Annotated in this window: 6 protein-coding genes; all 6 read left to right on the plus strand. The window is 40.6% G+C overall.

Features of this window, described 5'->3' with window-relative positions; all coding sequences use genetic code 11:
- Window position 1 precedes the first annotated feature (1 nt).
- Window positions 2–2,995, plus strand: coding sequence for a SusC/RagA family TonB-linked outer membrane protein (locus KIT51_09375; GenBank protein UYN88433.1), 2,994 nt, complete (start codon window positions 2–4; stop codon window positions 2,993–2,995).
- Window positions 2,996–3,003: 8 nt separating this feature from the next.
- The gene (locus KIT51_09380; protein UYN88434.1) at window positions 3,004–4,503 is read left to right on the plus strand and encodes a RagB/SusD family nutrient uptake outer membrane protein; all 1,500 of its coding nucleotides are present in this window, start codon (window positions 3,004–3,006) and stop codon (window positions 4,501–4,503) included.
- A 475-nt stretch (window positions 4,504–4,978) separates the two neighbouring features.
- The gene (locus KIT51_09385; GenBank protein ID UYN88435.1) at window positions 4,979–7,939 is read left to right on the plus strand and encodes a VCBS repeat-containing protein; all 2,961 of its coding nucleotides are present in this window, start codon (window positions 4,979–4,981) and stop codon (window positions 7,937–7,939) included.
- Window positions 7,940–7,962: 23 nt separating this feature from the next.
- Entirely contained in the window at window positions 7,963–8,505 is a 543-nt protein-coding gene (locus KIT51_09390; GenBank protein ID UYN88436.1) for a hypothetical protein, read from the plus strand.
- Window positions 8,495–11,827 carry a VCBS repeat-containing protein gene (locus KIT51_09395; GenBank protein ID UYN88437.1) on the plus strand — a complete coding sequence of 1,111 codons (3,333 nt, stop codon included), beginning with the start codon at window positions 8,495–8,497 and terminating at the stop codon, window positions 11,825–11,827. Before KIT51_09390 ends, KIT51_09395 begins: the two co-directional genes overlap by 11 nt.
- Entirely contained in the window at window positions 11,824–15,099 is a 3,276-nt protein-coding gene (locus KIT51_09400) for a VCBS repeat-containing protein (GenBank protein ID UYN88438.1), read from the plus strand. Before KIT51_09395 ends, KIT51_09400 begins: the two co-directional genes overlap by 4 nt.
- Window positions 15,100–15,101: the final 2 nt, after the last annotated feature.

Consider the following 15,101-nt stretch of genomic DNA (forward strand, 5'->3'; position numbering starts at 1 on the left):
CATGAATAATTTTTACCTATTCATACGGAGTTGTTTCATGGCCATTTTATTGGTCGGCAGCTTTTCTTCATACGCGCAACAGCGCGTTACGGGTAGGGTCACATCATCTGATGACAATTCACCAATACCCGGTGTAAACGTTCTCGAAAAAGGAACCAGTAATGGTACTGCAACCGATGCAAATGGAAACTACTCTTTAAACGTTTCTGCCAATGCTACGTTAGTATTTTCTTTTGTTGGCTATGCTTCTTCCGAAGTGGCCGTTGGTGGTCGCTCGCAAGTAGATGTTTCACTGACCTCAGACGTAATGTCATTGTCTGAAGTGGTTGTGATTGGTTATGGCTCACAGGAGAAAAAGGAAATCAACAGTGCCGTGGCCAGTATCAGTCCAAAAGAATTTAACCGTGGTAACGTTACTACGCCTACTCAGTTACTCCAGGGAAAAGTAGCGGGTCTTTCGGTAGTGCGTCCGGGAGGCGACCCTAACCAATCGCAAACCCTACGCTTAAGAGGTGTTACAACCTTCGGTGCCAGTTCAGAGCCGCTTATAGTTTTGGACGGTGTAGTGGGTGTTTCGCTGGATAACGTTGACCCCAACGATGTGGCATCAATTGACGTTTTAAAGGACGGATCTGCTGCCGCCATTTACGGTGCACGTGCTTCCGGTGGTGTGATTCTGATTACCACAAAAAGTGGTAAAGGTGGCAGAGGAACCTACACTAATATTGACTATAACGGGTTTGTATCGATTGATAATATTGCTAACAATATTACAGTATTGTCTCCAGAGGAATTTGTTGCCCGTGGCGGACAAGACTTTGGCTCGCGCACAAACTGGTTGAATGAACTTACTCAAACAGGTGTATCTTATACGAATAACGTAAATATTACCGGTGCCAGTGGAGGTACTACTTACTCTGCTTCGGTTAATTATCGTAACAACCAAGGTATTGTAAAGGGCGTTGACTTTCAGCGTTGGAATACACGTTTAAATTTTGGTCAGGAAGCTTTGGATGGAAAACTCCGTTTTAATGTTAACCTGGCATATAATGACAGAAAGCAAGAATCTATTAACATGGCAGCTTTTCGATATGCGGTTATCTACAACCCAACCGCACCTATTTTTGACAATGAAAACTCTGCGGCCGATGGTGGTTATTTCCAACAAAATTTATTCGATTTTTATAATCCTGTAGCACTAAGCAAACAGCAGCAATTTGTTGGAGAAAGAACAAATTCATTAACGAATTACCGGATTGATTACGATATAATTGAAAATCTTACCGCTTCCATTAACTATTCAAGAAACAGGGAAACGGGAATCGATGGGGCGTTCTATAGCATTTATGATTGGTTAGAGGGTTTTGGAACTCGTGGTTCGGCCAGACGTTCAGTGTTTGATAATAAGAACGACCTGTTCGAAATTACGGCCAAATACAACCGTAAGTTCGGGAACGATTTGAACGCTGAATTTTTAGGGGGTTGGGCTTCTCAAAAGAGAAGTTATGAGGGTTTTAACCAACGTGTAAACCGGTTTTTATATGACTTCCAAAGTTTCAGGAACCTTGCCTGGGGATCAACCCGAGACGGTGTTAACACACAAGCTGATGGATATTATTCTGAAGACGTTTTATTGTCTGGTTTTGGACGTGTGAACTTAAATTACAAAGGCAGCTACTTCTTTTCAGCAAGTTTGCGCTCTGAATCATGGAGCGGTTTCGGTTCACAGGAAAAGACAGGTCTTTTCCCTGCCGCCAGTGGTGGTGTAACGATTTCTGATTTGGTCGATCTCGGGCCTGTAAGTAATTTGAAAGCCCGTATCTCTTATGGAAAAACGGGTTCACTTCCGCCATTCTCTGATCTGGCTTTGCCGGTATTGGTTCCCGGGGGTATTGTAGACCTTGATGGAAATCCGTTAACGACAAACGATCGATTTGTAACAGCTCGCCAAGCCCGCGATCCAAACCCAACATTAAAGTGGGAAGAGAAGACCGAAATAAACTATGGTATTGATTTCGGTTTCTTTGGTAATCGACTAACCGGTTCAGTTGAGTACTATACGCGTAGTATAGATGACCTTCTGTTTGAAGTAGATATTCCACAAGGCGCACCAAATCCATTTGATGCTTCACAACCTGCCAATGTTGTGGGTCGTGCATGGGCAAACATTGGTAAGATAAAGTCATCAGGGTTTGAATTTTCAGTATCCTATAATGAGTTGAACATTGGCCCGGTAAAGTGGACTCCAAATTTGAATTTTACACTTTACACCAGGCCAACTATTGAGCAGTTTAGTGTAGGTGATTTGGGCTTTTCTGAAATTCGTTTATCCACACCGGGCTCTCCTGGACAAAACAACAACCCTATTGTTTGGAACCGTCCTGGCCAAACACTGGGTGAAATGTACGCCCCTGTTTATGGCGGAACAGATGAAAATGGAAATTATGTCGATAACGAAGGGCGGCCAATAAATGCATCCTACCCATTAAATTTGTGGCAACCCGTTGGTAACGGCCTTCCTGACGGTGAACTTGGTTTTACCAACACGTTTGTTTATAAAAACTTTGATTTAAACTTTTTGTTACGTAGTGTGTTCGGTCATACATTGTATAATAGCTATCGTGGGTTCTATGAAAACCGGGATGCGGCTTCCAATACTTGGAACAGCGTAACTACTTCCAAAACACCTTTCGTTACACAGCCCCCAACATTCTCTTCCCTTTATGTTGAAGATGCATCGTTCATCCGCTTGGACAATATTACACTGGGTTATAACCTGAACAAGGTGGGTAACATTTTCTCCAATGTGAGGATTTATGCAACCGGTCAGAATTTATTTACTATAACTAACTATACCGGAATTGACCCTGAAGTAAGGTATACCGATGCTGAACAGGGTGGCTTGAATGCATCTTTGGCACCCGGTATTGAGAGGAGAAACACGTACTTTACCACTCGTACGTTTACATTTGGCGTTAATTTGACTATTAAATAATAATGGAGATGAGAAAGGAAAAATTAAACTTAAAAGTAGCCTTTGTAGCTTTGGTTCTAGTTGCAGTTGTGGGGTGCGAGGCTCCTGATCAGAATGTATTCAGCGCTATACCTGAGTCTGTTCAACGGACAACGACAGATCCAATTGCCTTGGCCGCGGTAGCACAAAGTGCTTACGTACCGTTAATCGGTACCTGGGGAGGGCATAACTCCCTATGGTCGCTTCATGAAATTTCATCCGATGAAATGGTTATAGCCCAAAAGGGTGCCGACTGGGAAGATGGTGGTCAGTGGATACGCGTTCACCGTCATCAGTACCTGCCTACAGAGGAATCTATAGGTAATGGCTGGGCATATTGCTATTCGTCAATCGCTACAATAAATAACTTGTTGAAGACCTTGGGAACTAACCCATTGTTACGTTCTGAATTTGAAGCGCTAAGAGCTATGGTTTATTTATGGTTGCTTGATGCTTATGGGAATGTACCCATTATTACAGAAACGACAACAGATACAACCCCTGATACAAAGACTCGTCAGGAAGTGTTCAACTTTGTAGAGACAAGTATCTTAACCAATTTGGATAATCTGCGTAAAGCACGCACGTATGGTACTATGAATTGGTATGTGGCTCAATGTGTGTTGGCCAAACTGTATCTTAATGCCGGTATTTATACTGGTACTCCTCGATGGGCCGATGCTGCTGCCGCTGCGCAAGAAGTAATTTCAAGTGGTGTTTATTCATTGGAGACAAATTTCTTCCGGAATTTCCAAGCAAATAATGCAGGTTCAGTTGAGAATATATTCATTCTTAACTATGATGAAGTTAACGCTGGTGGGTTTAACCTTGCACAAATGACAGGCCACTACTTAACGCAAGAAACCTTCAATTTACAGCAACAACCGTGGAACGGTTATGCAAGCCTAGAAGAATTTTATAATTCGTTTTCTGACGGTGATGCGCGTAAAGGAAGTTTTCTGGTTGGCCCGCAATTTAGTGCTGTCGGTGTTCGACTTATTGATGGAAGTGCAGAACCAACCGATCCAGACGGCCCTCCTTTAACGTTTACTCCTGAAATCAATATGCTTGCGCCAAACAGTTTCCGTCAGGCAGGTGCACGTGTAGGCAAATTTGAGTTTCAAACGGGTGCTGCGCCAAATTTAAGTAACGATTTCCCGATTTTCCGTTATGCTGATGTGCTGTTAATGCGCGCTGAAGCGTTATGGAGGCAAACCCCTGGTAGTGCTGAAGCCTTGTCGTTAGTTAATCAGGTTCGAGCCCGTGCAGGTGTTGCTCCGTTGGCAGCGCTTACGGCAGATGATTTGTTGGCGGAACGGGGTCGCGAAATGTTCGCGGAGGGTTATCGCAGGTCAGACTTAATCCGCTTTGGCAAGTATAATGCCGCTTGGTGGGAGAAACCTGTTTCCGATCCATCCAAGAATATTTTCCCGATACCACAAAACCAGATTCTAGTAAATACAGGTTTAGTTCAAAATCCTGGATATTGATTTTTCTGTTATTCAATTAAAAAGGCGCATTATCCATGCGCCTTTTTAATTTCTTAGCGATTAATTTTCGGTTTTATTCTTGGTTTGAGTTTGTCTTTCTCTGATGAAGCGCTTCATCCTTCTAGTTGTAATTGCACTTTCTGTAATGAGGTGTGGCAGGCCTGTTGAATTGCCTGTTTTTGAAGAAGTGTCTTCCCTGCACTCAGGAATTAAATTTTCCAATGATCTTAATTACGATGAAAAATTAAACGCCTATACCTATCGCAATTTTTATAATGGCGCAGGTGTGGCTGTTGGCGATATCAACAATGATGGATTAATCGATATCTATTTTTGCGGAAACCAGGTTGATAATAAGTTGTACCTCAACAAGGGGAATTTTGAATTTGAAGATATTACCGAAAGGGCAGGTGTAGCTTGTTCTGGAGTTTGGTCAACTGGCGTTAGCATGGTTGATATTAATGGTGATGGTTTATTGGATATTTTTGTTTGTAAATCCGGTCCCTTACGGAATGGTATCAGGCATAATGAACTGTTCATCAACAATGGTGATCTTACATTTACGGAATCTTCAGAAGCCTGGGGCGTAGCCGATGAAGGCTTGTCGCTTCATGCAGTATTTTTTGATTATGACCTGGACGGAGACCTTGACTTTTACCTGCTTAATAATTCAAATCGTTCAGTGGGTATTTTTGACCTTCGGGAAGGACAACGGCAAATTCCTGATCCACAAGGAGGTAATAAATTTTACCGTAACGAGGGTGACCATTTTATAGAGATAACCAAAGAGGCCGGAATTTACAGCAGTGCCATTGGATTTGGCTTGGGTGTTTCTGTGGCCGATGTTAATAAAGATGGTTGGCCTGACTTATTTGTTTCTAATGATTTCTTTGAGCGAGATTATTTGTATATAAACAACAAAGATGGAACCTTTTCGGAGCAACTGGAGGAAGTTATTTCGGAAATCAGTATGGGCTCCATGGGTGCTGATATTGCAGATTTAGATAATGACGGTTTTCCGGAAATTTTTGTTACCGAAATGCTTCCTGCCACCCTTCAACGGGTACGAACAAAAGCTATTTTTGAAGATTGGAATAAGTATTTAGCAAGCGTTAAAAGTGGGTACTATCATCAGTTTTCGCGAAATGTTTTGCAACGCAATATGGGGTATATTCCAGGCTCGATTGATAAGGTTTTTTTCTCTGAGATTGGCCGGTATTCAAAAGTACATGCAACTGATTGGAGTTGGGGAGCTTTGTTATTCGATTATAACAACGATGGCCTAAAGGACATTTTTGTAGCCAATGGTATAGCCAAAGATCTGACCGATCAAGACTATATAAATTTTTATTCCAACACCATGGTGGATGCTGCGCGCCTGAAAAAGGACAGTACGCTAATGACCAGTTTATTGAATCAATTGCCATCACAAAAGTTAACGAATTTTTTGTATAGAAATGATGGTGCTTTTCAATTTGAAAGTGTGGCAAACCAAGAAGGTCTTTCAGCTTTAACTTTTTCAAATGGTGCTGCTTATGGGGATTTTGATAATGATGGGGCGATCGATTTGGTGATTAATAATATTAATGATCCGGCACGTATTTATAAGAATAAGAGTCGATCTTTTGATAAGAAAGGAACCTCAAATTACCTAGCCATTGAACTTCGTGGTGCACGATTAAATACCTCTGGTATCGGGGCACAAGTTACTGTATTTAAGGGCGACAATAAGTATTATGTAGAGCAAGCCCCTGTAAGGGGATACTTATCTTCAGTGTCCCATATTTTGCACCTTGGTCTGGGGCGTGCTGAGCATATAGATTCATTAATCGTTGTTTGGCCAGGGGGACAGAAACAATTGGTTAATGGAGTAAATGTGAACCAGCGTATTTTGCTTCACCAAGACTCTTTAAAAACTATACTTAATATGGTAAGGCCTGAAATCGGTAAGGCATATATGGTTAAAACGGATGGCTTGCTAGACCATTCTCATCAGGAAATGGATTTTGTTGATTTTGACAGAAATAGACTGTTGTTTGAAATGATAAACGATGGTGTGGCACTAGCTTTAGGCGATGTTAACAATGATGGGCTAACCGACTTGTTTATTGGGGGTGCAGCTAATTTTTCAGGGGGCCTATACGTTCAGCAAACCGATGGTAGATTTTTGTCCTCAGGTCAACTTGTTTTTGAACAAGATAAGCATGCTGAGGATACGGATGCGATTTTTCTTGACGCCAACGGTGATGGTTACCAAGATATTTATGTGTGTAGTGGAGGTAAAAGATATGCTGCAGGTTCATTTTGGTTAACAGACAGGCTTTACTTAAATGATCGGATGGGAAATTTTATGCGAGCAGCCTCAATTGAGATCAATGGCGATAAAATGGAAAGTACCTCCTTCGTAAGGTCCTCAGACTTTAACAATGATGGCTTACCGGATTTATTGATTGGTATTCGCGCTGATCCGTTTAAATATGGAGTGAACACGAATGCTTATCTTCTACTGAATCAGGGAAATGGATTGTTTCTTGATGTAACAAAAACCATGGCTCCTGAATTTTATTCCCTGGGAATGTTAAGTGATGCAGCTGTTATTGATTTTGATGCTGATGGTGATCTGGATATACTGTTTGCTGCAGAGTGGTCAACTTTACAGTATTTCCGGAATGAAAATGGAAAATTTATAAATTCTACAAGAGATGTTGGACTTCATAAGTTTTCAGGGAAATGGCATTCGCTTGCAGGTGTGGATGTTAATCACGATGGCTTTCCTGATATTGTTGCCGGGAATACAGGTTTAAACGGCATGTATACTGGTGATAAAAATTCGCCCTTGATAATGTATATAAATGATTTTGATAACAATGGCGACACGGAGCAAATAATATGTAAACAGATTGATGGTAAGGATTTTCCTTTGGCTCTTTATCCTGACATCACCAAGCAGATGCCCATGCTTAAAAAAAAATTTACCGATTTTGACAGTTATAAATTGGCCAGTGTCCAGGAGCTATTTTCAGGGAATCTCATTCGGGCCTCAATAAAGTCCCAAATAAATTATTCTTTCTCTACCGTGTTTATCAATGAAAGGGGTGCAAAGTTCAGCTCTGTTGAATTGCCATGGCAAGCGCAATTGACTCCTTTATACTCTATTTTGCCACTGGATTTAAATGGTGATGGCCATACGGATTTGCTGCTTGGAGGAAATCAAACGAAGATAAAGCCTGAGTGGGGATCAATCAATAGTACTTTTGGGATTACCTTACTTGGTAAAGGAGACGGTACTTTTGTGCACTTACCTAACCAAAAATCGGGTTTCCATTTGCGCGGAGAAATCCGTTCCGTTAAAGCAATTGCTATTGGATCCGACTCATATGTTTTAGTTTTACGCAATAATGATTCAGTATTAACCTTTAAAATCAATAAGCCTTGATGAATTTTTTTAAAATTTCGTGCTTGCTTCTATTGTTATCCATCCTGGTTTCATGTAAACAATCACCCTACGATAAGCTTGTTGATAGGGAAATGGCAAGCGGTATTCGTTATGATTCAATTTTCCTCGGTATCAAGTTTGGTATGAGTCAAAAGGATTTTTATACGCACTGTTGGGAGTTGAATAAACAAGGACTTATACTTCAGGGGCCAAGTAATTTATCGGTACAATACCGATTAGATACCACGTTAATGCGTTCAGATACGTACATGTGGTTTTACCCTGATTTTCAGGATGGTGAATTAAACCGTATGCCAGTTGAATTTTCATACCTGGCGTGGGCACCCTGGAATCCCATGCTTTCGTCTGATAGTTTGCTAATGGATGTAAAACAATTGCTGGAGCGTTGGTATGGTTCGGAATTTATTTACTTGGAGAATAAGGATAAGACAAAAAAACTTTGGGTCATGGTTATGGGCAACAGGCGTATCAGGCTTTTCATAAAGAACGCCTCAACTGTTGGTGCTGATATTACCGATCTATATAGAGTCAAGAATGAAAACTGATTTGCGCTTAGTAGGCCATATAATTTTGCCTTTATCCATCGGGGTATGGCTTTTTGGTTGCAACCCAAAAGCAAAAACCGATGAACGGTTATTTGATTTTTTGCCCCCTGAGCGAACGGGTATTAAATTCAGGAATGACCTTGTGTTCGATGAAGCCTTCAATATTTTTACGTATCGTAATTTTTATAATGGTGGTGGTGTTGGTATTGGTGACTTTAATAAAGATGGGCTCCCTGATATTTATTTCACTTGTAATCAAGGTCAGAATAAATTATACCTGAATAAAGGTGATTTTCGTTTTGAAGATATAACAGAACAAGCGGGGGTTGGTGGTTCGAGGGCGTGGTCTACAGGAGTTGCGGTAGCTGACATAAATGGCGATGGCTTACTTGATATTTATGTTTGTAATTCAGGGGACATTAAAGGAGATAATAAGCAAAATGAGCTTTTTATCAACAACGGTGATCTTACATTCTCTGAACAAGCTGAGCGCTATGGTTTGGCTGATCAGGGCTTTTCAACACACGCTGTTTTTTTTGATTATGATAACGATGGAGACCTGGACCTCTATCTTTTAAACAATTCATACCAAGCCATTGGTAGTTTTAACCTGATGCAAAATATCAGGCATGTTCGTGATTCGGTTGGGGGAGACAAACTATTCCGGAATGATGGTGATCGATTTACTGATGTCAGTGAAGCTGCAGGTATTTATGGAAGCATAATTGGTTTCGGATTGGGCATAACCGTGGGTGATGTAAATAATGATGGGTGGATGGATATCTTCATAAGCAATGATTTTTTTGAGCGTGATTATTTGTATATCAATAACCATGATGGAACTTTTAAAGAAGTTCTTGAATCGGCCATGCCATCCATAAGTGCAGCGTCTATGGGAGCTGATGTAGCCGATATCAACAACGATGGTTGGCTTGACATCTTTGTAACCGATATGCTTCCAGAAGACGATTATCGACTCAAGCAAATCACTACTTTCGATAACTGGGATCGTTTTACGTATGGGCATTCAAACGGTTATCATTACCAGCTTACCCGAAATATGCTTCATTTGAACAATGGTAATCAAACTTTTAGCGATATAAGCCGATTAGCAGGTGTTGAAGCAACTGATTGGAGTTGGGGGGCTTTGATTTTTGATGTAGACAATGATGGATCTAAGGATATTTTTGTAGCGAATGGAATCCATCAGGATATTACAGACCTTGATTACCTGAGTTTTATCGCTGATGAAAAAACCATTAAAAGAATTGTAAGTAAGCAAGGGGTAGATTATAAGGCCTTAATTGAGCCTATTCCTATCCATCCGGTACCTAATTATTTATTTCAAAATAAAGGAAACCTTCAATTTGTTAATAAGGCGGGCAAATGGGGGCTTGCAGAAAAGACCCATAGTAATGGCGCTGCTTATGCAGACTTGAACAATGATGGTGCTTTAGACCTTGTAATTAATAACGTTAATAATTATGCTTTCATATATGAAAATAAGCAACTTCAGGTAAGCCCTTCCAACAATTTCATCAAGTTTGAATTAACGGGAATAGGAAAAAATACTTCTGCCATTGGTGCCCGCGTTGAAGTAAAGGCTGGTGATAACCTATTCATAGTGGAGCAAATGCCTAACCGTGGCTTTCAATCATCGGTTGATCAGAAACTTATTGTTGGGGTAGGGAGCCACCAGTTGCTTGATTCGGTTAAGGTATACTGGCCATCGGGAAGGCTAACTTCTCTGGCAACCGTCAAATCCAATCAGGAGCTTAAGCTCAATGAAAAGGATGGTTTGGAAATTCGGGCCAAGGCCATGTTCAATGGTCCCGCAGTATTTTCAAAACTTGAGCGTAAACCCTTTTTCGAGTACACCCATCGTGAAAACCCTTTTGTAGATTTTGATCGTGACCGGCTGACTTATCATATGCTATCAACCCAGGGCCCAGCCTTGGCAGTTGGCGATGTAAATGGTGACGGCCGGGAAGATGTTTTTTTGGGTGGCGCCCGAGGCTATGCCGCTGCCTTATATATGCAGCAAACAAGTGGAGAGTTTCAGCGAGCAACTGCACCTGCTTTTAATGACGATGCTGCTTCGGAAGATGTTCAGGCTATTTTCTTTGATTTTGACAATGATGGTGATTTGGATCTTTTTGTGGCCAGTGGCGGGAATGAATTTACCGTAGGTGCACCAGAATTGGTAGATCGGATTTACAAGAATGACGGTTCAGGTAATTTTGTGCGCACACCGCAACGCGGTTTATCTACTCAAGCACGAATTACCGGAACGGCAAAAGCAGGTGATTTTGATGGTGATGGATATCTTGACTTATTTGTTGGTGTTCGCGCTGATCCATTTGCATATGGAATCCCACCTTCTGGTTTTATTTATCGCAATGACGGACAGGGAAATTATGAGGACGTAACCCAAGCGGTTGCGCCCATGCTTTCGGGATTAGGGCATATAACGGATGCATGTTGGACAGACTATGATAAAGATGGTGATTTAGATCTGCTAGTGGTGGGGGAGTGGATGCACCCAGTATTGCTTGAAAATAGTAAAGGTTATTTCAGAGATCGAAGTACAGAAGTGGGTTTCGATAAGTATTCAGGCTGGTGGAATACTGTTCAAGAAGCGGACTTAAACTCAGATGGATACACAGATTTTGTTTTGGGCAATCATGGTTTAAATAGCAGGTTCAAAGGTTCTGATCATACACCTTTGTATCTGTTTACAAATGATTTTGATGGAAATGGAACCCTTGAGCACATCTATGCCCGCGATGTTGGAGGAAAAATATTACCCTTTACGCTAAAGCATGAAATTGTAGCACAGATGCCAAGCCTGAAAAAAAAGTACCTCAAGTACGAAAGTTATAATAAGCATACTGTTCAGGATATTTTTACACCCACCCAATTAAAGGATGCTCATGTTCTAACGGCTAACTTTTTAAGTTCGTCAATAATGCTTAACAACGGTGGTAAAAAATTTAAAATTCAAGCACTTCCTATAGAAGCGCAAATTACCCCGGTATACTCTATTCTTGCTGATGACTTTGATAAAGATGGTAATACCGATTTATTACTGGGGGGTAACTTGTATGAGGCGAAACCTGAAGCTGGCCGTTATGACGCAAGCTACGGAACCTTCCTGAAAGGCTCAGGTGATGGTAATTTTGTGAATATCCCCTCGCGATTATGTGGATTCTCCGTTACAGGAGCCATTCGCAAGATGCAACGTATACAAATAGCCGGAAAACCCTACTTACTAATTGCCCGAAATAATGATTCCGTTGTGTTCTTCAAACTGAGTCCATGAGAGTATTCATTTTGAGTATTTTTATTTTAACTATAGGTTGCCAGGAGAAGTCGAAAGATACGTTATTTAAGTTCCTTTCACCTATTCAAACAGGAGTCCACTTTTCCAATAATCTTTCCAATAAAAAACTCGACATCATTCAGTACATGTATTACTACAATGGTGGTGGAGTGGCGGCCGGTGATTTTAATAACGATGGCCTGATAGATTTGTATTTTACGGCCAATGAAGAACTTAATAGGCTTTACCTGAACAAAGGAAATTTAAAATTCGAAGACATTACACATGCAGCCGGTGTTGCCGGGGAAGGTGATTGGACAACCGGGGTTACTTTAGTAGATATTAATAATGATGGATACCTTGATATTTATGTTTGCCAGGTAGGTGGTTATAAAGGGCTTCAAGGCCATAACCTATTGTATATTAACAACGGTGATTTAACGTTTACTGAGCAAGCAGTTGAATATGGCTTGGATTTTACAGGTTTCTCCACACAAGCTGTTTTTTTTGACTACGATAATGATGGGGACATGGATATGTACCTGCTTAACCATTCCATTCATACCATCCACAGTTATGGGTCATCTGAATTGCGTAAAGAATTAAATGCTACCTCCGGTGATAAACTCTTCCGAAACCTGGCTGAAAATGGAATAAAGAAGTTTGAAGATGTAACAATAGAATCCAAAATCTATTCATCCCATATTGGTTATGGATTAGGTGTTTCAATCTCCGACATCAATCAGGATGGTTGGCTGGATATTTATGTGGCCAACGACTTTCATGAAAATGATTACCTCTACCTAAATAATGGTAATGGCACCTTTACCGAATGCCTTGAAAAATTCATTGCTCATACCAGCAGGTATTCAATGGGTTGTGATATTGCCGATATTAATGGTGACGGGTTACCTGATATTGTTACGCTGGATATGCTGCCGGAGGATCCTCAAATACTGATGAAATCTGCTGCTGAAGATACGCAGGAGGTTTCGGATATAAAGCAAGGTTATGGTTATGGGCACCAGTATGTACGCAATAGTTTACAGGTTAACAGAGGTGATCATTTTATGGAGATTGCCCAATATGCAGGTATACACGCTACCGATTGGAGTTGGGGTGCATTGATGGGCGATTTTACAAATGACGGTAAAACCGAATTGTTTATATCAACCGGTATATATAAACGACCAAACGACCTGGATTACATTCAATATACGGCTGACCTTGCTAATCTGCGGTATCAGAATCTTGATAGTGACAGTTTAGAGCGTGAGATGATTAAGCGGCTTCCTACCTTACGCATTCCCAACTTTATCTTTAAGCAAAGTGATGATTTAAAATTTGAAAACCTGGCGCAACAATGGGGCTTGAATTTGCCATCATATTCAAATGGCATAACGTATGCCGATTTGGATAACGATGGAGATCTTGAGTTGATTATCAACAATGTGAATCAACCTGCCTTTATCTATGAGAATAAAACAAATGAAAAGTTTTCAAACAATTTTTTGAAAGTTGAATTACGTTCGCCAAAGAATTATTTCGGTATTGGTTCTCGTGTAAATGTTTATGCCAAGGGTAAAGTCTTTATGCGTGAAGCGATATTGTCACGGGGATTCCAATCAGCTGTTTCCCCGGTTATTCATTTTGGTTTAGGAGATATTGATAAAATTGATAGCGTTGAAATTTATTGGAGAGGTAATGCTGTTCAAGTTGAAAAAGAAATTACAGTAAACAGTACAGTAACGTTTCATGAAAACGCTGATTTGTCGATCAGAAAGTCTGAAAAAAGTAGTGTCAATGTCCAGCTTCGTGAAGCATCTGTTATAATACCTTTCAGGCATAACGAGAATGATTACAAAGATTATCTGGCTGAGCCCCTTATTCCGTATTTATTGTCACGCGAAGGACCTGCAGTTGCGGTAGCTGATGTGAACGGTGATGGTTTCGATGATATCTTTATTGGTGGGAGCAAACATCAGGCCGCAGCTCTTTATATTCAAAAGCTTAATGGTTCGTTCAGCTTGATAAACCTCGATGTCTTTGAAAAAGATAAACTTCATGAAGATGTGGATGCTGTTTTTGCAGATGTAAATAATGACGGTTTTCCTGACTTATATGTGGTGAGCGGAGGAAATGAATATCCTGAAGGGCATAAATTATTAGCCGATCGATTGTATATAAATGATGGTAAAGGAAAGTTTTCTAAAGCTGCTGATTTATTGCCTTCCGTTTATTTTAACGGTTCTTGTGTGAAACCTGCTGATTTTAATAATGATGGATTTATTGACTTCTTTATAGGAGCGCGTAATACTCCCTTTAAATATGGGGTTGCTCCAACAAGCTATATTTTGGTTAATGATGGCCGGGGAAAGTTCTCAGTACATACGGAACTTGAAACGGGTTTGGTTACCGATGCCGCCTGGCACGATGTAAACAATGATGGTATCTTGGATATTATTGTAGTGGGTGACTGGATGCCGATTTCTGTTTTCATTAATTCTATCAATAAATTTATTGCGAAAGAAATATCCGGGTTCACGAAAACTCATGGATGGTGGAAGTCAATAAAAGTGGCCGATTTGAATGGGGACAAACGTGCCGAAATAATTGCAGGAAATGTTGGTGATAACCTAAGGTTAAAACCATCTTCAACCCAGCCGATAACGTTGCTAGTGAATGATTTTGACAGCAACGGTACTGTCGACCCGGTATTGTTTTATTATCTGGGTAAGCGGAATATTCCCTTTCATACAAAAATGCAACTGGGCAAGCAGTTGCCCTCACTCAATAAAAAATTTAACAATTATTTGAGTTTCTCTACTATATCAGGCCCAGCCGACATGTTTACCGATGATAAATTGCAAGAGGCTGAAGTTAAATACGCTTATACGTTTAAGACATCAGTATTTTCTCCTGCCAAGGATAACAGTTACGAGCGTTGTAAAATCGATAATCTTCTCCAGTTAAGTATGGTTAATGATTTGTTCGTTGAAGATTTTGATAGGGATGGATTCGAGGATGTATTACTTGTTGGCAATTCGAAAAGCAATACCATTGGCTTGGGTAATCAATCCGCACAAGCGGCAGTTTTACTCCGCGGTGGAGCAGATGGATTTAAAGCCCAATTCATTAGCTTTCTATCCAAGGATGATTATTTTTATGAATTTACAAAGGTACGATCAATTACCATCGGAGGTAAGAAACATATTGTGCTTGTTGGGCCAAACCAACCGGTTAAAGTGTATTCACTTGAATTTAATCCCTGATT

The organism is Cyclobacteriaceae bacterium, assembly GCA_025808415.1.
In the GTDB taxonomy this organism is placed as follows: Bacteria; Bacteroidota; Bacteroidia; order Cytophagales; family Cyclobacteriaceae; genus UBA2336.